This window comes from Kitasatospora sp. NPDC001175 (assembly GCF_053598215.1).
In genome coordinates, this window is sequence record NZ_JBSFJU010000013.1 from 12,318 (window position 1) to 35,981 (window position 23,664).

The 23,664-nt window shown below is 72.7% G+C and carries 21 protein-coding genes and 2 pseudogenes; 11 read left to right on the top strand and 12 right to left on the bottom strand.

What is annotated here, in order from left to right:
- Positions 1-428: 428 nt before the first annotated feature.
- Positions 429-1,286 (bottom strand): menaquinone biosynthetic enzyme MqnA/MqnD family protein, encoded by an 858-nt coding sequence (locus tag ACWDAK_RS12340; RefSeq protein ID WP_427393321.1) that lies wholly within the window; start codon positions 1,284-1,286, stop codon positions 429-431.
- A gap of 418 nt (positions 1,287-1,704) precedes the next feature.
- Between ACWDAK_RS12340 and ACWDAK_RS12345 the strand changes: the two genes are divergently transcribed.
- From ACWDAK_RS12345 to ACWDAK_RS12355, 3 genes and pseudogenes are all read left to right on the top strand, one after another.
- Positions 1,705-1,908: a cold-shock protein gene (locus ACWDAK_RS12345; RefSeq protein WP_344637859.1), complete on the top strand. Its 204-nt coding sequence runs from the start codon at positions 1,705-1,707 to the stop codon at positions 1,906-1,908.
- Positions 1,909-2,257: 349 nt separating this feature from the next.
- Positions 2,258-2,632, top strand: coding sequence for a bile acid:sodium symporter (locus ACWDAK_RS12350; protein WP_427393314.1), 375 nt, complete (start codon positions 2,258-2,260; stop codon positions 2,630-2,632).
- Positions 2,629-2,907: pseudogene (locus ACWDAK_RS12355) on the top strand (bile acid:sodium symporter); the annotation flags it as partial. The gene ACWDAK_RS12350 and the pseudogene ACWDAK_RS12355, both read left to right, overlap by 4 nt.
- A 108-nt stretch (positions 2,908-3,015) precedes the next feature.
- Here the strand turns inward: ACWDAK_RS12355 and ACWDAK_RS12360 are convergent.
- Both ACWDAK_RS12360 and ACWDAK_RS12365 read right to left on the bottom strand, forming a co-directional pair.
- Entirely contained in the window at positions 3,016-4,338 is a 1,323-nt protein-coding gene (locus ACWDAK_RS12360; RefSeq protein WP_427393313.1) for a dicarboxylate/amino acid:cation symporter, read from the bottom strand.
- 319 nt (positions 4,339-4,657) lie between these two features.
- Entirely contained in the window at positions 4,658-5,230 is a 573-nt protein-coding gene (locus ACWDAK_RS12365; protein ID WP_427393312.1) for a penicillin-binding transpeptidase domain-containing protein, read from the bottom strand.
- Between ACWDAK_RS12365 and ACWDAK_RS12370 the strand changes: the two genes are divergently transcribed.
- Entirely contained in the window at positions 5,229-6,446 is a 1,218-nt protein-coding gene (locus ACWDAK_RS12370; RefSeq protein ID WP_427393311.1) for an MFS transporter, read from the top strand. The genes ACWDAK_RS12365 and ACWDAK_RS12370 overlap by 2 nt on opposite strands.
- Positions 6,447-6,511: 65 nt before the next feature.
- On the opposite strand, the gene ACWDAK_RS12375 is transcribed toward ACWDAK_RS12370, so the two are convergent.
- From ACWDAK_RS12375 to ACWDAK_RS12390, 4 genes and pseudogenes are all read right to left on the bottom strand, one after another.
- A complete protein-coding gene (locus ACWDAK_RS12375; RefSeq protein ID WP_427393310.1) occupies positions 6,512-7,579 on the bottom strand; it encodes a LacI family DNA-binding transcriptional regulator in 1,068 nt (355 codons plus the stop codon).
- Positions 7,580-7,606: 27 nt separating this feature from the next.
- A complete protein-coding gene (locus ACWDAK_RS12380) occupies positions 7,607-7,948 on the bottom strand; it encodes a DUF4229 domain-containing protein (protein ID WP_344637854.1) in 342 nt (113 codons plus the stop codon).
- Positions 7,949-8,136: 188 nt separating this feature from the next.
- Positions 8,137-8,268: pseudogene (locus ACWDAK_RS12385) on the bottom strand (GNAT family N-acetyltransferase); the annotation flags it as partial.
- A gap of 534 nt (positions 8,269-8,802) precedes the next feature.
- Entirely contained in the window at positions 8,803-9,315 is a 513-nt protein-coding gene (locus ACWDAK_RS12390) for an ATP-binding protein (RefSeq protein ID WP_344637853.1), read from the bottom strand.
- Between the two features lie 584 nt (positions 9,316-9,899).
- On the opposite strand from ACWDAK_RS12390, the gene ACWDAK_RS12395 reads away from it, so the two are divergent.
- Entirely contained in the window at positions 9,900-10,754 is an 855-nt protein-coding gene (locus tag ACWDAK_RS12395) for a sigma-70 family RNA polymerase sigma factor (RefSeq protein WP_344637852.1), read from the top strand.
- Entirely contained in the window at positions 10,751-11,914 is a 1,164-nt protein-coding gene (locus tag ACWDAK_RS12400) for a hypothetical protein (protein WP_344637851.1), read from the top strand. The genes ACWDAK_RS12395 and ACWDAK_RS12400 overlap by 4 nt, the downstream gene beginning before the upstream one ends.
- A 44-nt stretch (positions 11,915-11,958) precedes the next feature.
- Here the strand turns inward: ACWDAK_RS12400 and purU are convergent, their stop codons facing one another.
- Both purU and ACWDAK_RS12410 read right to left on the bottom strand, forming a co-directional pair.
- A complete protein-coding gene (purU, locus tag ACWDAK_RS12405; RefSeq protein WP_425557686.1) occupies positions 11,959-12,834 on the bottom strand; it encodes a formyltetrahydrofolate deformylase in 876 nt (291 codons plus the stop codon).
- Between the two features lie 271 nt (positions 12,835-13,105).
- The gene (locus tag ACWDAK_RS12410) at positions 13,106-13,624 is read right to left on the bottom strand and encodes an SCO4402 family protein (protein ID WP_344637849.1); all 519 of its coding nucleotides are present in this window, start codon (positions 13,622-13,624) and stop codon (positions 13,106-13,108) included.
- A gap of 185 nt (positions 13,625-13,809) precedes the next feature.
- On the opposite strand from ACWDAK_RS12410, the gene ACWDAK_RS12415 reads away from it, so the two are divergent.
- Complete coding sequence (locus tag ACWDAK_RS12415) at positions 13,810-15,123, top strand: ABC transporter substrate-binding protein (RefSeq protein ID WP_427393309.1); 1,314 nt, start codon at positions 13,810-13,812, stop codon at positions 15,121-15,123.
- A gap of 125 nt (positions 15,124-15,248) precedes the next feature.
- Here the strand turns inward: ACWDAK_RS12415 and ACWDAK_RS12420 are convergent, their stop codons facing one another.
- Together ACWDAK_RS12420 and ACWDAK_RS12425 are read right to left on the bottom strand one after the other, a co-directional pair.
- Positions 15,249-16,511, bottom strand: a complete 1,263-nt coding sequence (locus tag ACWDAK_RS12420) for a flagellar basal body-associated FliL family protein (protein WP_427393308.1) — start codon at positions 16,509-16,511, stop codon at positions 15,249-15,251.
- Positions 16,512-16,758: 247 nt separating this feature from the next.
- On the bottom strand, positions 16,759-18,135 hold the full coding sequence (locus tag ACWDAK_RS12425) for a transcriptional regulator (RefSeq protein WP_344637846.1): 1,377 nt from the start codon (positions 18,133-18,135) through the stop codon (positions 16,759-16,761).
- Between the two features lie 327 nt (positions 18,136-18,462).
- Between ACWDAK_RS12425 and ACWDAK_RS12430 the strand changes: the two genes are divergently transcribed.
- On the top strand, positions 18,463-19,161 hold the full coding sequence (locus ACWDAK_RS12430; RefSeq protein ID WP_344637845.1) for a bifunctional DNA primase/polymerase: 699 nt from the start codon (positions 18,463-18,465) through the stop codon (positions 19,159-19,161).
- A 682-nt stretch (positions 19,162-19,843) separates the two neighbouring features.
- On the opposite strand, the gene ACWDAK_RS12435 is transcribed toward ACWDAK_RS12430, so the two are convergent.
- Complete coding sequence (locus tag ACWDAK_RS12435; RefSeq protein WP_344637844.1) at positions 19,844-20,536, bottom strand: metal-dependent transcriptional regulator; 693 nt, start codon at positions 20,534-20,536, stop codon at positions 19,844-19,846.
- A gap of 211 nt (positions 20,537-20,747) precedes the next feature.
- Between ACWDAK_RS12435 and ACWDAK_RS12440 the strand changes: the two genes are divergently transcribed.
- From ACWDAK_RS12440 to ACWDAK_RS12450, 3 genes are all read left to right on the top strand, one after another.
- Positions 20,748-21,524, top strand: coding sequence for an SIS domain-containing protein (locus tag ACWDAK_RS12440; RefSeq protein WP_344637843.1), 777 nt, complete (start codon positions 20,748-20,750; stop codon positions 21,522-21,524).
- 107 nt (positions 21,525-21,631) lie between these two features.
- Positions 21,632-22,618 carry a DUF4231 domain-containing protein gene (locus ACWDAK_RS12445; protein WP_344637842.1) on the top strand — a complete coding sequence of 329 codons (987 nt, stop codon included), beginning with the start codon at positions 21,632-21,634 and terminating at the stop codon, positions 22,616-22,618.
- A gap of 163 nt (positions 22,619-22,781) precedes the next feature.
- Positions 22,782-23,657, top strand: a complete 876-nt coding sequence (locus ACWDAK_RS12450) for an alpha/beta fold hydrolase (RefSeq protein ID WP_344637841.1) — start codon at positions 22,782-22,784, stop codon at positions 23,655-23,657.
- Positions 23,658-23,664 lie beyond the last annotated feature (7 nt).

The window sequence follows — 23,664 nt, forward strand, 5'->3', positions numbered from 1 at the left end:
CGGAGGCTGGGACGCCGCAGGCGGGGTGGGGGTCCCCCCGGCCGGAGGCTGGGACGCCGCAGGCGGGGTGGGGGTCCCCCCGGCCGGAGGCTGGGACGCCGCAGGCGGGGTGGGGGTCCCCCCGGCCGGAGGCTGGGGGAGGGTCTGCTCGGACACCTGTCGGGCCTTCTTTCTCTCCGGCATCGGGGCGCCTCGGCCGAGCGGGACAGGGGACGAATCGCTCGGCCGACATGGCCGAACCAGCCTACGCCAGCACCTTTGCGCCACCTTTGCGCCCCCGCCCCAGCACTGCCCGGCCGGCCCGGGCGCGGGGACACTCGCCCCTACGGCGGGCCGCTCACGCCTCGCGCGCGCCGCCGGGATGGTGCGCGGAGGTCAGAACGGACGCCTGCCCTCCGCCTCACCCGCCCTCCGCACCGCCGGCGGCCTCACCCGACCGGTTGGGCCGACTGGAGCAGCCGCACCGTCACATCGGGTGCGAAACCGCTGTCGTGGCCGGTGCGCCGGGCGAACTCGGCGATGCCCGCCAGCTGCCGCTCGCCGAGCGAGAAGTCCAGCGCCTCGCTGAAGTACCGTTCCAGCGCGGCCGCGTCGAACGACTCCCAGCGGGCAGCCTGCTCGGCGACCTTCCCGGCTTCGGCCAGCGAGAGGTCCCGGGACTCCAGGAAGGCCCGGTGCACGGCGTCGACCAGCTCGGGGTAGCGCTCCACGTACGGCCGGCGGGCGGCCCAGACCGCGAAGACGAACGGCAGCCCGGTCCACTCCTTCCACATCTCGCCCAGGTCGTGGACGTCCAGCCCCCGCTCGGGCGCCTGCTCCAGCGTGGCGCGCAGCGCGGGGTCGCCGATCAGTACCGCGGCGTCGGCCTCGGCGAGCATCGCGTCCAGGTCGGGCGGGCAGCTGAAGTACTCCGGGCGCACGCCCTCCCGCTCCTCCAGCAGCAGGCGCGCCAGGCGCACGGAGGTGCGGCTGGTGGAGCCGAGCGCGACCCTGCGCCCGTCCAGTTCACTGAGCGGCCGCCTGCTGACGATCACGCAGGACATCACCGGCCCGTCGCTGCCGACCGCGATGTCGGGCAGGACCACCAGCTCGTCCGCGTGCCGCAGGTACTCGACGCAGGTGATCGGACCGATGTCGAGCGTGCCGTTCACCAGCTGGTCGCTGAGCTTCTCGGGAGTGTCCTTGGTGAGGTCCAGGTTGAGCAGATTGCCCGTCCGGGCCAGCCCCCAGTAGAGGGGCAGACAGTTGAGGAACTGAATATGTCCCACCCGGGGCCTTACCGCCACCGAGCCACTCGCATCCTGTGCGGTCACCACACACTCCTCTGGGTGCTCTGTTCGTACTCTCCCGCAGGGTATGCCCGCCCCCTCGCGGCCCCGACACCAGCCTTCCGGCACGCCGTCGACCGGCTGTCAACGGCTTCAAACCAGGCTGCCGACACATGGCTGAATCACTGCGACACACCTGACGATGTGCCTTCGGTCACCCCTGGTCGGGGCCGCCCTCGCGTGCTACCGTTCCACTCAGTTGCAGTTTGATTCCCCTTGCAGTACTTGAAGCCTGCGGAGCATGTAACCGCGGGCTTTTTGTAGTTTTTCAGCATTATCGAAAAACTCCGGAACATTCCGGAGGCAGGGCGATCAGCGCAGCGGACCGGATGCCACACGGTGTGGCCTCCAACACGTCCCTCGCAAGGAGAACGGCATGGCTCAGGGAACCGTCAAGTGGTTCAACGCTGAGAAGGGCTTCGGCTTCATCGCCCAGGAGGGCGGCGGCCCCGACGTCTTCGTCCACTACTCCGCCATCAACGCGAGCGGCTTCCGCTCGCTGGAGGAGAACCAGAACGTCTCGTTCGACGTCACCCAGGGCCCGAAGGGCCCGCAGGCGGAGAACGTCACCGTCATCTGACATCTCCTCTGATGATCTGATCGCTCGGGGCCTTCACCGGCCCGAAAGGCGGCCGTCAGGGCCGCCCCCAAGAGCACGACAAGCAGTACCAAGGGGGCCCGCCACGTCCCGTACGCGGCGGGCCCCCTGCCTGCGTCCACGCCCGGTGCAGGCGTGATCGAAACCATGCGCCGCCCGCGGACCGTGATCACCGCGGCGAACCGTGCCCTGCGGCGGATCGGCGTCGACGCCTTCGTCCCGCTGCTGCTCGGCACCGTCGCCCTGGCCACCCGGCTCCCCTCCTGTACGGCGCGCGGCCGTCCCCCGCCGGGCGCTGGCCAGCGCCCGGAACCGGCGCCCGCACCCGCCGATGACCGGCTCCACCTACCTGCCGTTCCCGCTGCTCGGCGAGGCCGCCCGGCCGCTGCCGGACAGCGTGCTGCCACCCCGGCCGGCCACCGGCGTGCTGTACCCCACCCTGCTGTCCTCGACCGTCCAGTCGTCCATCGCCTTCACCTCGATGGCGCACGGCAACGTCGCGGCGGCGATCTGCGCCGCCACCTCCGCCAGCCTGCTGGGCATGCTCACCCCGCTGCCGGCGACCTGGTGGCCGGCCGGCGGAGCGGGAGTCCGGGTGAGCGAGGGACAGATTCCGGACATTGTGCTGCAGCTGCTGCTGCCGATCCTGCTCGGTAAGCTGCTGCGCCGCCGGGTCGGGCCGTGGATACGGCGAACCGGCCGATGACCCTGGTCGTGTCCCCGGGTTCCATCCTGCTGATCGCCTACAGCGCCTTCAGCGGCGGCGTCCGGCAGGGCATCTGGAGCCGGGTCACCGCCGGTGAGGTCCTCCCGCTGGGCTTCGACCGCGCCGACCGGCTCACCGTCCGGTTCTGCGGCTCCGAGAAGTGCCGGGCGAGCGGCCCGCCGCTGGCCGTGATCCTGTTCCCGGCGGCCTCGGTCGGCCTGACGGTCCTTCCACTGATGCTCTTCCCCCAGATCCAGCTGATGGTCTGCACCGTCCTCGCCCAGCGTGGGGCCGCACCGGAACCCGGACCTGAGGGCGCCCCGGGACGGCGAAGAGCCCGTACCCGGTTTCCCGGGTACGGGCTCTTCGTGGCCGGTGGCGCGTCAGGCCGCGACGACAGCCGCCTCGGCGGCGGGGGCGTCGTCGATCAGATCGCCCGTGGGGTTGTCGTAGGCGGCGAGGTCGAGGGTCTTCTCCCGGGCCGCGACCAGGATCGGGATCACGGACTGGCCGGCCACGTTGGTGGCGGTGCGGACCATGTCCAGGATCGGGTCGATGGCCAGCAGCAGGCCCACGCCCTCCAGCGGGAGGCCCAGGGTGGAGAGGGTCAGCGTCAGCATCACGATCGCACCGGTCAGACCGGCGGTGGCGGCGGAACCGATCACCGAGACGAACGCGATCAGCAGGTAGTCGCCGATGCCGAGGTGGATGCCGTAGACCTGGGCGACGAAGATCGAGGCCAGCGAGGGGTAGATCGCGGCGCAGCCGTCCATCTTGGTGGTCGCGCCGAACGGCACCGCGAAGGAGGCGTACTCGCTCGGGACGCCCAGGCGCTCGGTGACCCGACGGGTGACCGGGAGGGTGCCGACCGAGGATCGGGAGACGAAGCCCAGCTGGATGGCCGGCCAGGCACCCCGGTAGAAGTTCAGCGGGTTGAGGCCGCCCGCGAAGCGGAGCAGAGCTGCGTAGACCACGAACAGCACCAGCGCGCAGCCCACGTAGACGTCGGCGGTCAGCGTGGCGAAGGGCCCGAGCAGGTCCCAGCCGTACTTGGCGACGGACTTGCCGATCAGGCCGAGGGTGCCGATCGGGGCGAGCCGGATGACCCACCAGAGCGCGGTCTGGGTGAGGTCGAGCACGGACTCGCTGAGCTTGCGGACCGGCTCGGCCTTCTCGCCGATCTTGAGGATCGCGGCGCCGGTGACGACTCCCAGGAAGACGATCTGGAGGACGTTCACCTCGACGAAGCTGGTCGCGATGTTGGTCGGGATGATCCCGGTGAGGAAGTCGACCCAGGAACCGGCGTGGTCGGGCGCCTTGAGCCCGGCGGTGGAGAGGTTCGCGCCCTGGCCGGGGTCGGTGAGCAGGCCGAGGCCGAGGCCGATGCTGACCGCGATCAGCGAGGTGATCAGGAACCAGAGCAGGGTACGGACCGCCAGCCGGGCGGCGTTGGTGACGTTCCGCAGGTTGGCGACGCTCACCACGATCGCGGTGAAGACCAGCGGCGGGACGGCCAGCTTGAGCAGCTGGACGAAGGTCTTGCCGATGGTGTCGAGGGTGCTGGTCAGCCAGGAGACGTCCAAGGCCCGGGCGAGGTAGCCGAGGAGCAGGCCGAGGACGAGGCCGGCGACGATCTGGACCCAGAAGGGAGTCTTGCGGACCTTCCCGAGCGGGGAGGGCGCTGGTGCGGCAGGCGCTGCGGACATGGTGGTGCGGCTCCGGAGGACGGGGCGGAAGAGGGCGGGTGGGACACGGCGGCACGACGACGAGCAGCGGGCGGGAAGGGCCCGGACGTCAGGAAGGGCGTGCCGCCGGCATACAGCTGGGCGCGCGGCGGGGGCGCGGACTGTCCACAGCACCGGACAGGCACGAGCACTGCATGAGCGGGGTGCTCATCCCGTGCCGGTGAGGCGCGCCTGTGGTGGTCACGGCCCACACAGTAGCAATAAACCTTTGAGATGTTCAAAGTACTTGTTTGAGGTGCGGCTGCGAACCATCCCCGGCGCACCCCGGTGGCGCTCCGGACTACTTCCCGAAGGCGGCCTTGATCACGGCCTTGGCGACCGGCGCGGCCAGCCCGCCGCCGGTGACGTCCGCCCGGTCGGCGGAGCCGTCCACGACCACCGCCGCGACGGCGATCCGGTGCCCGTTGCCGTCGTCCGCGTACGAGGTGAACCAGGCGTACGGGGTGCCGCTGTTGCCCACACCGTTCTGCGCGGTGCCGGTCTTGCCGCCGACCGCCACCCCGTCCACCGCCGCCGACGTCCCGGTCCCGCCGGTCACCACCGTGACCATGGCGGACCGGAGTTGACCGGCCGTCCGCTCGCTCATCACCCGGGACAGCTGCTGCGGCTTGAAGTCCTCGACGGTCCGCCCCTGGTGGTCGGTGAGCCGGTCCACCACGGACGGCCGCATCAGCACACCGTCGTCGGCGATCGCGGACGAGACCGACCCTCCCTGACAGCCGCGCGCCTTCGGCCGGCTCCCCGCGAAGCCGCGCGCCCGGCGCCCGTCCGCCGATTGACCCTGATTAGTTATACGTATAACTTGCTTACGATCCCACGTCCCCTGTGCCCGAACGGGAGAACCGACCGCCATGGGCTACCTCGCCCTGCTCCGCGCCCCCCACGTCACCCGCCTCCTGTTCGGCACCCTGCTCGGCCGCCTGCCCGCAGGCATGACCGGCCTGGTCATCGCACTCGCCCTGCGCGAGGCCCACACCTCGTACGCCCGGATCGGCCTGGCCACCTCCGCCTACGCGCTCTCCGCCGCGATCGGCGGCCCGGTCCTCGGCCGGATCGTCGACCGCACCGGCCAGCCCCGGGTGCTGCTCGGCTCCGCCCTGGTCGCCGGCCTCGGTTACGCCATGCTCGCCCTCGCCCCCGGCTCGGCCATCGCCGCACCCCTCGGCGCCGCGACAGCCGGACTCGCCATGCCGCCGCTCGAACCCTGCCTGCGCGCCCTGTGGCCCGCCGTGGTCAAGGAGGAGCAGCTCGACACCGCGTACGCCTTCGACTCCGCCTCCCAGCAGATCCTCTACGTCGCGGGACCGCTCGCGGTGGCCGGCATCTCCGGCCTGTTCGGTCCGTCCACAGCCCTGTGGACAGCCGCCGCGCTCGGCCTGCTCGGCGTCCTGGTGGTCGCCACCGCCGCACCCGCCCGCGCCTGGCGGGCCCCCGCCCGCGAGGCCTCCGCCGGACTGCTCGGGCCGCTGCGCTCGCCGGGTCTCGTCGTCCTGCTGATCGGGCTGGCCGGAGCCGGCTGGGCGGTCGGCGCGCAGAACGTCCTGTTCATCGCCTACGCCGAGGAGCACCCGCACGGCCTGCCCGGCGGCGCCGGCACCCTGCTCGCCCTGGCCGCCCTCGGCGGACTGCTCGGCGCGCTGGCCTACGGCGCGGTCCGGTGGCGCAGCAGCACCGCCACCCGCACCTGGGTGATCGCGCTCGCCATGGGCGTCTCCTACCTGCCGCTGCTCCTGCTCCCGGCCCCCGTCCCGATGGCCGCCCTCGCCTTCGTCTCCGGCGTCGGGCTGGCCCCGCTGCTCGCCGCCGCCTTCGTCCTGGTCGCCGAGCTCGCCCCCACCGGCACCGTCACCGAGGCCTTCGCCTGGCTGGTCACCCTGTTCGCCACCGGCAACGCGGCCGGTTACGCCGTCTCCGGCGCCCTGGTCGCCGACTCGCTGCGCGCGGTCGCTCTCTGCGCCACCGCGGGCATCTGTCTCGGCGGCCTGCTGCTGTTCGCCACCCGGCGGCTGTTCCGCCCGGCCGCCTCGACATCTCCCGATCCGGTCACGGAGCAGGTGCTGACCGCCTGAAACCGGACCGGTCCTGGCACGGAGCCATCCGGATCCGGCCCAATCGAACACCGAGTGACGGCTCCTCAGTCACCGTCCGCAGGTGCCGCACAGGTGGAGTTGCGGACCACAAGGCCGGTCTCCAGCGGAGCGGCCGAGACCACCGGCTCACCGCGCAGCAGGGCAGCGAGGGCGGCGACACCGACCCGGCCGAGGGCTTCGCCGGGGAGGTCGACGGTGGTCAGGGGCGGTGCGAGGAGATCGGCCACCGGGATGTTGTCCATACCGACCACCGAGACGTCGGCCGGGATGCGCAGGCCGAGGTCGGCGGCGGCCTGGTAGAGACCGGAGGCCACCACGTCGTCGTCGCAGACCACCGCGTGCGGCCGGTCCGGCGCGCTGAGCAGCTGGTGGGCGGCCGAACGGGCGGCCCGCTGCCCCTCGTTGAGGGTGACCCCGAGCTCGACCACCTCAAGTCCCTTGGCGGCGGCCTCGAAGGCGGCCTGCCGGACCCGGAAGGTGTACGCGGAGTGAGTCGAGCGCAGGTGGCCGATCCGCCGGTGGCCGAGGCCGACGAGGTGTTCGACGGCGGCCCGCATGCCGCCCGCGACGTCGAGTTCGACGGTGGGCCTGGCCCGGCCGCCGGACGGGGCCGAGGGATCGGCGTCGAGGAACACGGCGGGGACGTCGGAGGGCAGTTCGCCCAGCTGGCTGTCGTCCGGCGAGCAGATCAGCAGGCCGTCGAAGCGGCTGGTGGTGGCCGCCTCGGCGAGCGTCGCGCTACCCCAGCCGGAGCTGACCACCACGGCCAGGCCGTGCTTCCCGGCCTCCTCGTGGACGCCGACCAGGACCCGGCCGAAGAACGGCCCGAGGATGTTCGGCACGGCGAGCAGGATCATCCCGCTACGACCGAGCCGCAGTTGGCGCCCGGCCGCCTGCGGCCGGTACCCGAGGGCGCGGGCGGCCTCGCGGACCCGGTGCCTGGTGGCCTCGGAGACCCGGTGCCCGGACTCGGTACCGGAGAAGACCAGCGAGACGGTCGCCTGCGAGACCCCGGCCAGCCGCGCCACGTCCCTCCCGGTGGGCCTGCGCCCGGACGTGGGGAGCTCGGAACCGGGCTCGGCGGGTTCTTGGGTCGGGTCGGCGGCGGTCATGGCACGGATACGGGTCGGCGCTGCCCGTCAGCCCTTCGCGGCGGCGGCACGGGCGGCCTCGTCCGCCGCGTCCTCTTCGGCGTTCTGGGCGGCGATCCGGTCGGCGGTGCGGCTGCGCATGCCGGTGATCTTCTCGGAGATCTGGGCCGACATCTCGTCCCGCTGCTTGCTGAGCAGGACGTAGCTCAGCGGGGCGGACACCAGCGCGGCAAGCAGCACCAGGAAGACGATCCCGGTGGTGCCGACCACCGGGATGATGCCGAAGTGGCCCAGCAGCAGGGCGACCAGCAGGCAGCCGAGGAAGATGCTGGCCCGCAGGGAGGTGTAGCGGAGCGTGGCGTGCTTCCCGCTGCTCGCGTTGCTGCTCACGATGGACTTCCTTACTGCAGGGGTGCGGCCGGCCGGACGGGTCGGCGCGCTGCGCGCCGGTCTTCCAGTGAAGCATGCCTCACATCGCGCCCGCCCGGGCCTCCCCGGGCGGGCGCCGGGCCCGGGCCGGTCACGCCAGTCGAGCCACATGGTGACGTCGTCGCGGTCGTCACCCTCGGCGACCGCCACACCCGGTCCTCGGTGACCGGCGGCACGAAGCCCACGGCACCGCCCGCATCGCTCACCCCCGCCCACAGGCCGACGATGCCGTCCTGCAGTCCGGGAGTCAGGTCGGGATCCAGGGTGAGGATCAACGTCATGGGCCCGGAGCTATCCACCCATTGCGACAGGCTTTCCGCAGGCCGTCTCACCGACGGGAGCCGGAGCGGATGGCGGCGCGTCGTACGCACCCCAGCACGGTACGGGCCGCCATCCCTCCGGGACGCGGGCCCTGAACCCGCGCACGGGCACTCCGCACTCGCCAAGGGGCACACCCGGCTGACCGGCAGCCACAGAACTCCCCCTGCTGACCCGGTTCGAGTGTTCCCTCGACGTCCCCTCGCAACGGAGAGCTGCACCCAAGAGTGATCAGTCGGATACTTCACGTCAATGGTTTGTCTGAAATTCGGAATGGTTGCGGCGCATTTCTTGGTTCACGGGGGCGCGGTCCGCGCGCCAGAGGCGCGGATCGCACGCGCCCCGGCCGCGCGCCGGGCGCGGAGCGCCGGAGCCACACCACGCCGAGAACTCGCGCCGAGACGTACCCCGGTGCGCCGGACGGCCGGCCAACAGCCGGGCACCGGGCGCTGGCCGGGTGTCAGGGGGCGTGTGCACAGGGCGGGTGAGACCGTACGTCAGCGGGCGTACGCGCCGGCCGCGGGAGCCTGCTCGACCGAGTGGTCGACCGCCAGGTCCGGCCCGATCTCACACCAGACCCGCTTGCCCGACCCGTCCGGGTACCAGCCCCAGCGGTCGCAGAGCATCTCGACCAGTTCGAGCCCCCGGCCGTTGGTCGCGTCCCCGGCCGCGTGCCGGGGCGCCGGAGCGGCCCGGCTCGCGTCCGCCACCTCGACCCGCACCACCGGAACACCGTTGCGGCCACTTGGCGCCGCCGTACCGCCGCCGGCACCGGCCGCGCCGCCCGCGCCCGGACAGCAGACCGGCATGGAGAGCCTCAACACCGCCGGACAGCCGGTGTGCACCACCGCATTGGTCACCAGTTCCGACACCACCAGGACGAGGGTCTCGGCGAGCTGCGCGTCCGGCTCGACTCCCTGGCCCTGGAGCCGCGAGCGCACCCAGCGGCGCGCCCTGCCCACCTCGGCCGGATCCGCCTGGACCGCCAGCTGCACCTGAAGTACCTGCACCGCTCCACCACCCGCACTCGCAGTTCGGCCACTCTCCCGACCGCCCGACCCGGGCAGCGGGGCACTTGATCACGCCGGTCCGGTGGGCCACGAGCATTCCGAGGCCCGATCGGACTGCCCATGGCTCGAACCGCCCATGGCTTCGTCACGAATACGCCTCAGGATGATCCGGCAGACCGGACGCAGCAAGCGCTTCGGGCATATTCCAGCGATCGAGGGACAGTGCAGTGCATACTGTCCCGCTCACCCTGACGAGCCTCGCACCGGCGCTCGTCCGGTGGCTCGACGAGGCCCGGTGGACACCCTGTGCACGAGCGTAACGAAACGTACCGCCACCAACCCCGGATCCGGCGATCGCCACGAGCGAACCACCCTTCCTAGATCTGTCCACGACCCTTCGAACACCGGTAACGGAGCCATTGTCACTATCTGACGATCAGAAACATTTCTTCCGCTTCTTCCGACGATTCCGCCACGGCCGGGAAAGGCAGCGGGATAACGTGGTGCCGAAGGCGCGGAGAAACACCCGGCCGCGGGCTGCCGGCCCAGCAGACCGGTTCTGATCCACGGACGATGGAGGGGCCATGGCCGCTGCCGCGGCGTCCGGCCCGCGACGGGCCGTCCCGAGTGCGGCCCCGAGCGGCACCCGTAGCGGCGGCCCGAGCTGGGACGAGCTGATCCAGTGGCGGCTCGCCCGGGGCGAGGAGACCGCCCTCGGCGAGCTGTACGACCGTTTCGCCCCGCTGGTGCACGGGCTGGCGGGTTGCATCCTGGACGACCGGATGGCCGCCCAGCAGCTCACCCGCGAGGTCTTCGCCCACTTGTGGGAGCACCCCGACTCCTTCGACCCGACCCAGGGCTCACTGCGGTCCTGGCTGGGCGCGCTGACCCGCCACCGGGCACTCGACCGGCTGCGCACGCTGCACGCGGACGACCGCGAGCTACGGGCGCGCGCCGGCGCGGCCCGGGCGCAGTCCGCCGTCGCGGCCCTGCCCGATCCACTGCGCGAGACCCTCGCGGTGACGTACTTCGACGGCCGGACCTACCAGGAGACTGCGCTCCGACTGGGCATCAGCGAGCAGGACACCAAACAGCGCATCCGGCTCGGGTTGCAACTGCTGGCCGACCAGCTCGGCGACGGCGGGCAGGGCGAGGAGGAGGACGACGGCGGAGGAGTGCTCCGGGGCGAGGACGAGCAGCCGGACGCGAACCCGGCAGCCGGCCGGCCTCCTGAGGCAGGGAGTTCGGAAGCACGCGTGTGCGCCGAGCGCACGAGCCCGACGCATACGGGTCCAGGGCGCAGGGAGACCGGGCTTGCGCGCCCGGCGCGCCCACATCGGGAGCCTGCGCACACGGAGTTCAGGCACCCCGGACTCGGGCCCACGGAATCCGGGCCCACGGAATCCGGGCGCACGGACGCAGCGGGGGCGGGCACATGAGCGACGACGGCGCGCGGCACGAGTCCCTCCGCTCCCTGCTCGGTGTCTGGGCGCTGGACGCCTGTCCGCGCCGGGAGGCCGCCGAGGTGGCCCAGCACCTGGCGCTCTGCCCGGAGTGCGCCCGGGAGGCCACCCGACTGCGGGACGCCGCCGCCCGGCTCTCCGCCGACGATCCGCTCGACCCTCCCGGGTCGCTGCGCCAGCAGGTACTCGACTGGTGCCTGGCGCGCAGGCCCGCCGAACTGCCCGTCCCGTCCTGGGCCGCGCCGTACGCGACCGAGACCGCCAAGCTGGACGCGCTGCTGCGCGACCTGGGCCCCGAGGAGTGGCAGGAGGTCGCCGAACTCCCTTGGCACGGCGGGGTGCAGCGCTGGCGTCCGGCTCAGGTGCTCTGCCATCTCGCGGCGGTGGACGGTCTTCTGGCGCCCGCGCTGGGACTGCCCGACCCCGTCCCTGGAGCGCCCGCGCCCCTCACCGCCCCGTCCCGGGCGCCGTCGCGGAGCGAACCGGGCCCGGTGGCACGGCCCCCACGGAGCGGCGGGCCGCTCGGAGTGCTGGAACGCAGCGAGCGACTGATGGCCGATCGGGCCGGGTCCGAGCCGGCGGCCGTCCGTTGGATGTGGCGGCGGCAGAGCCACGCCCTGGTGCAGGGCGCCGCGCTGCGGGCCGACGGCGGCGCTCCGGTCGACTTCGGCTTCGCCACCGTGCCGCTGCGCGACGCCTTCCTCGACCGGGCCTTCGAGTGCTGGATCCACGGGGACGACATCGCCCGCGCGGTGGACTACCCGTACTCTCCGCCGAAGCCCAAGCACCTGCGGTCGATGATCGACCTGGCCGCCCGGACGCTCCCGCTCGCTCTGGCCGCGCTGCGCCAACCCCAGCCGGAGCCGGTCGGGTTCGGCGGACCGCCGCCGCGTGGGCGGGTGGTCCGGATGGTCGCCGACGGCCCGGGCGGCGGCGAGTGGCTCATCCCGCTGGACGGCCCCGAGTCACCGCCGGACGACACCGATCCGGTCGCCTCGATGGTCCTGGACGGCCTGGACTTCTGCCGGCTGGCCGCCGCCCACGAGCAGCCCGAGCACGTGCTGGTCGGGGAGTTCGGCGACCGCGCCGCGATCCGGGAGGTACTGCGGGCGGCCCCGCTGCTCTCCCGCCCGTAGCGGCGCCGCCGGCCCGGGCGGCGTCCACCGGGGGCGTGAACTGCCTAGCCGAAGACGACGGTACGAGTGCCGTTGAGCAGCACCCGCCGCTCGCTGTGCCACTTCACCGCACGGGCCAGCGCCTGGCACTCGACGTCCCGGCCGAGCGCCACCAGCTGGTCCGGCGTCACGTCGTGGGTGACCCGGGCCACCTCCTGCTCGATGATCGGGCCCTCGTCCAGGTCGGCGGTGACGTAGTGCGCGGTGGCACCGATCAGCTTCACGCCCCGGGCGTGCGCCTGGTGGTACGGCTTGGCGCCCTTGAAGCTCGGCAGGAAGGAGTGGTGGATGTTGATCACGCGGCCGGACAGCGCCTTGCACAGGTCGTCCGAGAGCACCTGCATGTAGCGGGCCAACACGACCAGGTCCACCTTCTCCGCCGCGACCAGGTCGAGCAGCCGCTGCTCGGCCTCGGCCTTGGTCTCCCTGGTGACCGGGACGTGGTGGAACGGGATGCCGTACGACTCGGTGAGCTCGCGGAAGTCGGTGTGGTTGGAGACCACCGCCGCGATCTCGATCGGCAGCGCGCCGATCCGGGTCCGGAACAGCAGGTCGTTCAGGCAGTGGCCGAACTTGCTGACCATCAGGACGACGCGCATCCGCTCGTCGGTCGGGTGGATCTGCCAGTCCATCCGGAACGAGGCGCCGATCGCGGCGAAACTGGCCCGCAGCTTCTCCGCGTTGACCGGCTGCTCGGCGGAGAAGTGCACCCGCATGAAGAACAGTCCGCTGTCGCTGTCGCCGAACTGCTGACTGTCGATGATGTTGCAGCCGGTCATGAAGAGGTAGCTGGAGACCGCGTGCACGATCCCCTGCTTGTCGGGGCAGGACAGCGTGAGAACGTACTGGGTGCTGGCCGGCGGCTGTTCCACGGTGGGGATTCCCGTCCTGAGGTCGATGGGTGCGCAGGCGGTCCAGGGTGTCACATACCGGACACCGCTCGCCGCACTGCCCGCCATCCGGAACGCACCGTCGCCGGACGGGCCCGGGGGGGGAATCCGGGCCAGGAGTGGCGCGGGGAACCGCTCGGACCGGGGCGCGGCCGCAGCGGGCCGGTCCGGTGGGGCGGCCCGCTTCCCGGCGGACGCCGCGGCCCGGCGCCGCCCGCCGCGCGCACTCGGCCGGGCGAGCGGGGCCCACGCCACCGGGATTTCACCCGATCTTCGTCAGGATCCGGAGCACCTCCAGCGAGCGCGGCGCCGCGTCCGGGTCCTCCCCGTCGCTCGTCGCGAGCACCACGTGCGCCTCCCGCGCCACCCGCACCGCCTCCGGCCAGTCCGGGTGACTCAGGTAACTCGCGGCGGGGGCGTCCGCGCCGACGGCGTGCAGGATGCGCAGCACCCGGAGCACCGCGTGGTCCACCAGCGCCGCCTCGGTGCTGTCCCGGAATATCGTGCCGACGTACTTCTCCGCCGACCAGCGGTCCAGCCAGGTGTCCTCGACCAGGCGGTACACGGCGTCGGTCACATCGCCGTAGCCGCCGTGCCCGGCCAGCCAGGTCTGCTGCTGGAAGGCGGGGTCGGAGAGCATGTGCAGCGCGGAGCGGAGGCGGGCGCGCCAGCGCCACCAGGGCAGGTCGTTGAGCGGCATGCCGCCCATCGTGCTTGAACGGTGCCCGCCACGAGAAGTGGTTCGGGTAGACCGGTACGAGGAATCTGAACTGGCGGACATGGGCAACGATCGTACGTTCCCCCACCGTTAGCCATCCACATGCGCTCTACACGCGTCATCCCAGCATCGCCCCCGGAGTTCCCTCTCCCTTGGTCCGCCGTTCTCCCGACGGACCTTTCCCCGCACCCGGCCGGGTCGAGGCTTGAGCGGCCGTACGCCCAGGAAACCCCGGGAGGGGCACCATCATGGAACCGAGTGGAAATCCCGGTCAGCGGCACTCGACCGGCGGCGGACAACCCGTACGCGCCCGCCAGCGCACCATGGGAGCGCTCGCCGCGAGCGTCGCGCTGTTGCCCGCGCTGCTCTCCGCCTCGGCCTGCGGCGATCACGCCGACGCCGCCGCGACCGCGGACCGCCAGGTGACCCTGATGACCTGGGCACCGGCCGACACCGGCGCCGCCGACCGGCCCGGCATGACCGCGCTGGCCGAGGCGATCGGCCGCGAACTCAACGCCAAGGGCGGCCTGGCCGGTCACCAGGTCACCGTCCTGACCTGCAACGAGCGCAACACCGCCGACGGCGCCACCGCCTGCGCCCGGCAGGCCGTCAGTGCCCACGCCTCCGCCGTGGTGGGCTCGTACAGCCAGTTCGGCGGCAACTTCGTCCCCGTGCTGGAGGCCGCCGGCATCCCGTACATCGGCGGATACGGGCTCTCCACCCCGGAGTTCAGCAGCCCGCTCTCCTATCCTGTGGACGGCGGCACCCCGGCGCTGATCGCGGGCAGCGGGCTCCAGCTGGTCGAGGTCGGCTGCAGGACCGTCACCCTGATCCGGCCCGACACCCGGGCCGGCGACACCCTGCTCGGCTACCTCGCCGGAGCCCTGGCGCCCGCCAAGGTCAAGCTGATCGACCTCCGCGCGCCCGAGCAGTCCAGCGACTACGCGGCCATCGCCGCCAAGTCCATCGGCGCGGACCGGCCGGGCGACTGCATCACCAGCGCGCTCGGTGCGGAGGCCACCTCCAACCTGCTCGATCCGTACCGGCGGCTCGGGCCCAAGAACACCGTGCTGGCCTCGGTGATCGGCAGCTTCCAGCAGTCGGTGGTCGACTCCACCGGCGGTGACAGCGGACCGCTCGGCGGCGCCTACGCCACCGGCTGGTACCCGCCCGAGAGTTCGCACGTCTGGGACGCACTGCGGACCACCGTGCACGACTACGGCAGCAGCGACACCCCCATCGACGTGTCCGATCCCGGGGTGCAGACCACCTGGGTCGCGTACGAGGTCGTCCGGCAGGCCGCCGAGCGGGTCGGCGACGGGAAGCCGCTCACCCCTAAGGCGCTCCGCAACGTCCTGGACAGCGGCGAGCCGATCGACACCGCCGGCGCCACCCCGCCCCTCAACTGGGGCATGACCAGCATGCTGCCCAGCGCGGACTCGCCCCGCCTGGTGAACACCTCGGTCACCTACCAGCAGGTCAAGGACGGCCGCCTGACCGAGCCGCACCCGGGCTTCGTCGACGTCCGCTGGGTCCTCGTCGGCGGCAAGCCGCCGGCCTGAGCCGGCGGACCGCACCGACCGGGCGGCAGCCCCCGGGCACGGGGAAGTCACTCCCACCCTCGCCGTCCCGGGGCCCGGGAGGGCTCATCACGCCCGGGCGCCCGCTCTGGAACGGTCTCCCGGCCTCAGAGTTCGCTGGTGCTCTTGGTGGGCAGACCGGTCTGGGCGGCGATGGCGTTCCAGAGCGTCGAGGCCTGGCCCTTGGCGGTGCTGGCCGTACCGCTGGCCTCAGTGGCCGCCTTGAGGTGCGGGTTGTCCTGCTTGGACGCGTCACAGCTGGCGACCGAGTCACCGGCCCAGCCCGCGTACTCGCGGTCCGCGGTGGCCGACGCCTGCCAGGCCTTCTGCAGCTGCTCGACCAGCTGGGCGCCGCTCGGGAGCTTGTCGACCTTCAGCCCGCTCAGCCCGGCGATCAGCTGGTCACGCTGGGCGGCCGCCTGGGTGAGCGTCTGCTGCGACTCCGGCAGCTGCTGGCACTTGCCGACGGCGGCCACTGCGGCGATCACGGCCTGACGGCTGGTGCTGGCCTTGCCCAGCAGGTCCGAGACCGCCTGCGCCTGGGCCTGCAGCTGCGGGTCGGCCGCCGAGCCGCCGGAGGCGGCCGGGCTCGGCGCGTTGCTCGCGGTGGTCTTGGTGACCGACGTCGTCTTGGCGGTACTGGTGTTGTCCGTCTTGCCGCCACCACCGCTCATCATCAGGCCGGCCACGATGCCCACCACCGCCAGACCGCCGACGACCGCACCGCCGATCAGCAGCTTGTTGGAAGGGCGGCGACCCCCGTCCTCCGTGCCCGGAGCGTACGCCGGGGGCGCACTCGGGAAGCCCTGTGCGGGCGCACTGCCGTACGGCTGCTGCGGCGCCCCGACCTGCTGCTGGCCCCCGAAGGACTGCTGCTGGCCGCCGAACGACTGCTGCTGACCTCCGAAGGACTGCTGCTCACCGAAGGACTGCTGCCCGCCGTACGAGGGCATGCCCGCGGCCATCGTCTGCTGCGCGGCGAGCTGCTCGGCGCCGAACTGCTGCTGACCTCCGAAGGACTGCTGACCTCCGAAGGACTGCTGCCCGCCGTACGAGGGCTGGCCCGGCATCGCCGCCTGGCCCGGCAGCGGCTGCTGGGGCAGGCCGGCACCGGCCGCCGGCTCGCCGGCCGGGTACGGCGGCAGGTACTGCGTGGCCGCGGCCGCGTCGGCCGGCGGCTGCGGGGCGGCCTGGTGCGGGGCCGCTCCGACGGGGCCGCCGCCGAGGTACTCGGGACCACCCTGGAACTGCTCTGTCGGCACGTCCTGCTGCTGCGGCGGCGTGGCGCCCTGGGCACCGGCCGGCTCGGGCCGGAACAGATCGTCCAGGTTGAAGTCGTTGGAGCTGGAGTACGAGCGGCGCTGGCTCAACGCGATTCCTCACCTGTGTGTGGCACCTGGCACGCGCGGGCAGGCGACAGCCGGGCGGCGTCCTGCCGCCCGAACCGTCGAAACCGCGTCTGCACCCGGGCCTTCCTCGGTTCTTCCGCGCGCTCGCTGACGGCGGACCACGACCACCCGGCGCGTCGCGCGACGTCTGCGACGGCGCTCCAACGCCGAATATCGGGCCCACGCTACCTGTTCACCGGCACGGGTGACTACGCGGGCCGGTCTTCTCTCACGCGGCCTCCACGTCGACCCGGGCCTGGAACTCCCGGACCACCCGGTTGTCCCGGTACGGTTCGAGCCTGCGGCGGAAGTCGTCCAGGTACTCCACGCCCCGGTTCGACCGCAGCCCGCTGAGCAGCCGCACCGCCTGCGCGCCGGTCTCGCAGGCCCGCTCGACCTCGCGCTGCTGGAGCTGGGCGGTCGCCAGCAGCACCAAGTCCACCGCGCGGCGCCGGACCCGGGTCGGCGGGTGGAGTTCGAGCGCGGTGCGGGCGTAGCGCTCGGCCTGCGCGGCCTGCTCCAAGTCCCGGTGACAGTGCGCCAGCTCGTCGGCCAGGTATGCCTCGTCGAAGTGGACGATCCAATCGGGGTCGTCCTGCGGGTTGCGCTGCTCCATCGCGGCCAGCGCCTTGGCGGCCACCGCCTCGCAGGAGCGGGCGTCACCGAGCAGGGCGTGCCCCCTGGCCTCCGCCGCGTAGAACATCGCCATCGCAGTCGGGGTGGCCACCGTACGGGCGCCCTCCTGTGCCGCGCGGGCGAGTTGGGCGATCTCACGCGGATTGCCGAGCGTCGCCGCCAGGTGACTCATCGAGGCGGCGAGCACATAGCCGCCGTACCCGCGGTCGTCCGCGGCCTGGGCCAGCCGCAGCGCCTGGATGTAGTACCGCTGGGCGAGGCCGGGTTGGCCGGTGTCCACCGCCATGTAGCCCGCCAGCTCGGTGAGTCGGGCGACCGCGGCGAACAGCTGGCGGCCCGTCTCCTCCCGGTACGCACCGCCGATCAGGCCGGAGACCACGGAGTTGAGGTAGTGCACCACCACCGGGCGGACATGGCCGCTGCCGAAACGGTGGTCCAGCTCGACCAGCATCTGGGTGGTCGCCCGGATCGCCGCCACATCGGCCGGGCCGACCCGGGGACCGCCGGTGCGGGCCACCACCGGATCCGGCGGGGTGATCAGCCAGTCCCGGCTGGGCTCGACCAGCGCGGAGGCGGCCACCGTCGCCCCGGTCAGGAACTCACGGCGGCCGACGTCGCTGCGCCAGAGCTCGCAGACCTGCTCCAGGGCGGCGCTCAGGGTGGGCGCGAACTGCAACCCCACACCGGAGCTGAGGTTCTTGCCGTCGGCCATGCCGATCTCGTCCACCGTGACGCTCCGGCCGAGCTTGCGGCCCAGCGCCTCGGCGATCACGGCGGGCGCCTGGCCGCGCGGCTGCTGGCCGCGCAGCCAACGGGCAACCGAGGTCTTGTCGTAGCGCAGGTCGAGGCCGTGCTCGGCGCCGCAGAGGTTCACCCGGCGGGCAAGCCCGGCGTTCGAGCAGCTCGCCTCCTGAATCAGCTGCTGCAAGCGCTCGTTGGGCTGTCGTGCGACAAGTGGTCTCGCGGCCATGGGTTTCGCCTCCCCACGCCCCCGGCGCTGACCGGCGGGCGACGATTCTGCATGCTCTGGTGCCGACGTGCCGACCGGTTAGGGCTTCTGACCTCAGATTAGCGATCAGCAACACCTGCGGGATACCCACGGTGACGAACCCACTCCCCGCGCGCCCTGCCAAATGCCCCTGTGCGCCCCCTGCTGCGCCCGGCGCGACCCCCGTTCGACTGCACTGCGCCCTAACGGGGTTGGCGCACCTCACCGATACGGGTGACATCGCATCCGGCTCGCTGACCACGCCGGTCCCAGCCGTAACCCCATTCACGGACCGTAGTTGAGCAGCGCGTGGAAGACACCCCAGGAACCCAGGAGCAGGAGCTGCCCCAACTGCTCATCGAAGCCGTGCGATACGCCGAGGACCGGCACTGGGAAGTCGCCCCCGGCACCTGGCTGATCGAGGGGGACGGCCCGGCGCGCTGCTCGTGCGGCGACCTCGACTGCGCGTTCCCCGGCGCACATCCCACCGGCGCCGACTGGCGCCGCAAGGCCAGCGCCGGCCCGGGGGTGGTCAGACGCTGGTGGACGGAGACCCCCTCGGCCTCGATCCTGCTGCCCACCGGGAGCGCCTTCGACGTGCTGGACGTCCCCGAGGTGGCCGGCTGCCTGGCACTGGCCCGGATGGAGCGGATGGGGCTGCAGCTGGGCCCGGTGGTGGCCGTACCGGCGGCGGCCGGGCAGGTCGGACGGCGGCTGCACTTCCTGGTGCTGCCCGGGGTGCAGAGCAAGCTGCCGGAGCTGCTGCGCAAGCTCGGCTGGACGCCGGGCCGGCTCGACCTGGCGGCGCGCGGCGAGGGCGACTTCATCGTCGCCCCGCCCTCCCGGGTCGGCCCGTACCGGTTCGCCCAGTGGGCCCGGCCGCCGTCCGCGCTGAACCGCTGGCTACCGGACGCCACCGAGCTGATCAGCCCGCTCGCGTACGCCTGCGGGCGGGGTGGTGCCGCGCCCGCAGGCGCGACGCGGCCCCAGCCGGTGGCGGCCCGCTGAGCCCGCCCCGGACGGCCGACCGGCCGTACCCCGACCACCGCCCTGGGCCTATCGGGTGAAGGGCGGCGCTGCGCGACACCACGCGCGCACCTGACGGGCCTTGTCTCCCACCGGAGACGGGGCCCGTCAGACGCATGTGCGGATAAAAGACCGGTGTACCCGATCGTCAGAGGTAAAAGCCCCTCGTACGAGTGACACCGCTCAAGGATTGCGGTGATCTGCCGAGGGGAGGAATTGCGTCGAGAGGGGCGGTCGGCGAGACAGTCAGGAGGGCAGCAGAGCAACAGGAAACCCGAGCCACGCACAGGGGCCGTCGCGGGGCTACGGGGATCGGGGCAGCAGGGACCGGGGGACACCGGGGAGGGCGCTCGGACGGGGAAGCCGAGCGCGGTGAACGGGGAGGAAGCCGGGGGGCCGTGACACCGATCGCGCTCGGGGTGGTCGGGGTCACGGGCCGGGGGGCCGGGGAGGGAAGCGGGGAGGGCTGGGAGGGGCCGACGGGCCCGGTGCACGGGGATGCACCGGGCCCGTCGGCGTTGTGCGGAACACGCTCACGCGAGCCTGCCCACAGGCCGCGCGCGCCCGGCAGGTCCTTCCGGCCGGGCACACCTCTCCAGTCAGGCAGGCTCTCCGGTCGGGCAGGCCATTTCGGCCGGGCATGCCCCACCGGCGGCGCGGCGGCTCAGGACTGGGTGACGAAGACGTGCGCCGTGATGTCCTTGCCCAGTTCGGCCGGGCTCTCGCCGCTGCCGACCAGCAGACCGCCGACCCCGGCCGCGACCTGGACGGTGGCACCCGGACGGACCCCGGCGCGGCGCAGCGTACGCATCAGGCCCTCGTCGGTCTGGATCGGCTCGCCGATCCGGCGGACCACCACGCTCGTCCCGCTCTCGCCCGGCTGCACCGCGTCCAGGGTGACCAGGGCGGCGTCGAAGCCCTCGCCCTCGGCCTTGGCGTCACCGAGCTCGTCCAGGCCGGGGATCGGGTTGCCGTACGGGGACTGGGTGGGGTGGCCGAGCATCGCGAGCACCTTGCGCTCCACCGTCTCGCTCATCACGTGCTCCCAGCGGCAGGCCTCCTCGTGCACCTGCTCCCACTCCAGGCCGATCACGTCCACCAGCAGGCACTCGGCGATGCGGTGCTTGCGCATGACCCGGACGGCGAGCCGGCGGCCCTCCTCGGTCAGTTCGAGGTGCCGGTCGCCGGCGACCCGGAGCAGGCCGTCGCGCTCCATCCGGCCCACGGTCTGGCTCACGGTGGGACCGCTCTGCTCCAGCCGCTCCGCGATCCTGGCGCGCATCGGGGTGATGCCTTCCTCCTCCAGCTCCAGGATGGTCCGAAGGTACATCTCAGTGGTGTCGATCAGCCCAGACATCGCAGCCGGCTCCGTTCATCGGTGTCCTCACCGCCAATTCTGACGTACCGCGCCGACTACCAGAGCCGCTCGGCCCCTGTGCCCCGGGCATTTCGTCCCTGTTGACAGCAGGCCGCCACAAGCCGCACGGTGCTCGCCGTAGCTTTCGCCATTGCCTTTCCCGAACTGCGGTCCGGACCGTCCCGGCCGCACAGCACGGTACGGAGATCTGATGAGCGACCTGGTCGAGCAGTACTTCGATGCCGCGGTGGCCCACCTGCAGCGAGTCCGCACCGAGGAGTCCGGGAACATCGAGCGGGCCGCGTCGCTGCTGGCCGACGCGGTGGCCGAGGGACGACGGATCCTCACCTTCGGCGCCGGACACTCCTCACTGCCGGCCCAGGACGTGGTCTACCGGGCCGGCGGACTCGCGGTGGTCAACCTGCTGAACGTACCCGGCATGATCGGGGTCAGCGTGATGCCCGCGCCGCTCGGCAGCGCGCTGGAGCGGGTCTCCGGCCTGGCTCCGGCCACCCTCGACCTCACCCCCGCCCGCGAAGGCGACCTCGTCTTCGTCATCTCGCTCTCCGGGCGCCAGGTGATGCCGGTCGAGCTGGCACAGCACGCCAGGGCGCGCGGACTGCGGGTGATCGGGGTCACCTCGCTGGCCTACCCGGGCGAGGTCGCCTCGCAGCACCCGTCCGGGACGTACCTCAAGGACCACTGCGACGTGGTGCTGGACAGCAAGGTCGCGGTCGGCGACGGGGAGCTGTCGCATCCCGGGGCCGGGACCGCCTTCGGGTCCGTCTCCACCGTCGTGACCAGTGCGCTGATGCAGGCCGTGGTGGCCTCGGCGATCGGAAAGCTCGCCGACCGGGGCATCACCCCGCCGCTGTTCCGCTCCGGCAACGTGGACGGCGGCACCGAGTGGAACGCCCGGATGATGGCCGAGAACGCCGACCGGATCTACTACGCCTACCCGCCCGGAAAGCCCGGCCCGGCGGCCTGAACTGGTGTGCTGTGTCCGGAGATTGGCCGGACGTGACGCGTACCCGACTCGCCGCCGGGGCAGTAGGTACCTGCTGATGACACGGCGAAGTGGCAGTGGGGGCCGACATGGCAGCGAGGTCAGGGCGGTCGAACCGGCGTTACGAGGAGCGCGACCTGCTACCCGGGCTGTTCTGGACGGCCGACTCCTCCTCGCTGCAGGGGCAGCGCCGTGCCGTCGCGCTCTCCCGCTGGGAGTTGCTGCTGCTGGTCGCGGCGGCCGCGGCGGGCTCGGCGGACGGCACGCTCTGGGCCTGGCTCGCGGCCTTCGCCTACCTGTGCACCGTCGCCCTGGCCGCGGTGATCGGCCGCCAGAACCCGCAGGGCCTCTGGTACGAGGGCCGGGCGGCCGCCGAGTCGGTCAAGACGCTCTCCTGGAAGTACGCCGTCCGCGCCGACGCCTACCAGCCGCCGCCGCGTGCCCTGCCGGACGCCGAGCTGCTGTACGACGCGCAACTCGGCGGCATCATCGGCCAGTTCGGTGCCGGCCGGGCGATCCCGCAGTTCGACCGGGTGCAGGCCGAGCTGTCCACCTGGCGCGGACCGGCGGACGGGCGTCCGGCTCGCCACCCGCAGATCACCGAGACCATGGCGGCGCTGCGCGAGCAGCCGCTGGTGATCCGGCGCGAGGTCTACCTGCGCGAGCGGGTGCAGACCCAGCGCGACTGGTACAACACCAAGGCCCGGCAGTGCGCCGCCGCCAGCCGCTGGACCAGTCTGTTCGGCATCGCACTGCCGCTGCTGGGCCTCGGGCTGGCGGTACTGCGCGCGCTGGGGTACTTCAGCTATGACGCGCTCGGCACGGTCTCCGCCGTCGCCGCCTCGATCGCCGCCTGGGCCCAGCTGCGCCAGTACCGGCCGCAGGCGGCCGCGTACTCCCTGGCTGCCTCCGAACTCGCCGTGATCGAGGCCCAGCTGGGCAGGCTCAACCTCAACTCGGGCGAGGCCGAGGAGGTCTGGGCGCGGCTCGCGAGGGACGCCGAGGACGCGATCTCGCGGGAGCACACCACCTGGCAGGCCCGCCGAGAGGTCCGGAACCTGGATGTGGCGGGGTGACCGACCCCCGCAGCGGGCATGTACCGGACATGGACGTTCCCGACGGCACGGTACGACGCGGCCCAGCTGCGCCGGTTGCCGTGGACGGGAGATCCTCCGCGCCGAACTCCCTCACCCTTCAGGCGCGTCAAGGATCACTACCCCCTGACGAAGGAGAGACCGAGTGGCGGAACTCCTGGTCCAGGCCCCCGACGGCCGCAGGCTGGCGGTGGACACCCACGGAGACATGCAGGGCCGTCCGGTCTTCCTGCTGCACGGCACACCCGGCAGCCGGGTCGGCCCGCTGCCACGCGCCTCCGTGCTCTACCGGCTGGGCGTACGACTGATCTCCTTCGACCGCCCCGGGTACGGGGACTCCACCCGGCTACCCGGCCGCCGGGTGGGCTCGGCGGCCACCGACGTGGCGGTCATCGCCGACGCCCTCGGCATCGGCGAGTTCGCCGTGCTCGGCCGCTCCGGCGGCGGCCCGCACGCGCTGGCCTGCGCGGCGCTGCTGCCGGACCGGGTGACCAGGGTCTCGGTGCTGGTCTGCCTGGCTCCCCGGCACGCCGAGGGGCTCGACTGGTACGCCGGGATGACCGAGGCCAACCGGCACAGCTACAGCGAGGTCGAGCGCGGCCCGCACCGCTTCGTGGACGCCTTCCAGGTCAGGTCCCGGAAGATCAAGGACGATCCGACCTCCCTGATCAAGGGCCTGGTCCCGGAACTCTCGCCCGCGGACCGGACGCTGGTCTCCGACGCCGGCATCCGCCGGATGCTGCTGAGCACCTACCGGGAGGCGTTCAGGTACGGCGCGTACGGCTGGATCGACGACGTACTGGCCTTCACCACCGACTGGGGCTTCAAGGTGGAGGACATCACCGTCCCGACCAGGTTCTGGCACGGCGCCGACGACCAGTTCTCCCCGGTCGAGCACTCCCAGTGGCTCTCCGACCACATCCCGGGTGCCGAGCTCTACCTGGAGCCCGGCGCCGCCCACTTCGGGGCCCTGCGGGTGATGGCGGAGGAGATGAAATGGGCGGCCGGGCCCGCCAGTTGACGGGGCG

Bases quoted from the DNA above. Each gene is read 5' to 3' on its own strand.
- ACWDAK_RS12345 (WP_344637859.1), top strand. From the start codon at position 1,705: ATGGCTCAGGGAACCGTCAAGTGGTTCAACGCTGAGAAGGGCTTCGGC.
- ACWDAK_RS12350 (WP_427393314.1), top strand. From the start codon at position 2,258: ATGACCGGCTCCACCTACCTGCCGTTCCCGCTGCTCGGCGAGGCCGCC.
- ACWDAK_RS12360 (WP_427393313.1), bottom strand. From the start codon at position 4,338: ATGTCCGCAGCGCCTGCCGCACCAGCGCCCTCCCCGCTCGGGAAGGTC.
- ACWDAK_RS12370 (WP_427393311.1), top strand. From the start codon at position 5,229: ATGGGCTACCTCGCCCTGCTCCGCGCCCCCCACGTCACCCGCCTCCTG.
- ACWDAK_RS12365 (WP_427393312.1), bottom strand. From the start codon at position 5,230: ATGGCGGTCGGTTCTCCCGTTCGGGCACAGGGGACGTGGGATCGTAAG.
- ACWDAK_RS12375 (WP_427393310.1), bottom strand. From the start codon at position 7,579: ATGACCGCCGCCGACCCGACCCAAGAACCCGCCGAGCCCGGTTCCGAG.
- ACWDAK_RS12395 (WP_344637852.1), top strand. From the start codon at position 9,900: ATGGCCGCTGCCGCGGCGTCCGGCCCGCGACGGGCCGTCCCGAGTGCG.
- ACWDAK_RS12400 (WP_344637851.1), top strand. From the start codon at position 10,751: ATGAGCGACGACGGCGCGCGGCACGAGTCCCTCCGCTCCCTGCTCGGT.
- ACWDAK_RS12410 (WP_344637849.1), bottom strand. From the start codon at position 13,624: ATGTCCGCCAGTTCAGATTCCTCGTACCGGTCTACCCGAACCACTTCT.
- ACWDAK_RS12415 (WP_427393309.1), top strand. From the start codon at position 13,810: ATGGAACCGAGTGGAAATCCCGGTCAGCGGCACTCGACCGGCGGCGGA.
- ACWDAK_RS12425 (WP_344637846.1), bottom strand. From the start codon at position 18,135: ATGGCCGCGAGACCACTTGTCGCACGACAGCCCAACGAGCGCTTGCAG.
- ACWDAK_RS12435 (WP_344637844.1), bottom strand. From the start codon at position 20,536: ATGTCTGGGCTGATCGACACCACTGAGATGTACCTTCGGACCATCCTG.
- ACWDAK_RS12440 (WP_344637843.1), top strand. From the start codon at position 20,748: ATGAGCGACCTGGTCGAGCAGTACTTCGATGCCGCGGTGGCCCACCTG.
- ACWDAK_RS12445 (WP_344637842.1), top strand. From the start codon at position 21,632: ATGGCAGCGAGGTCAGGGCGGTCGAACCGGCGTTACGAGGAGCGCGAC.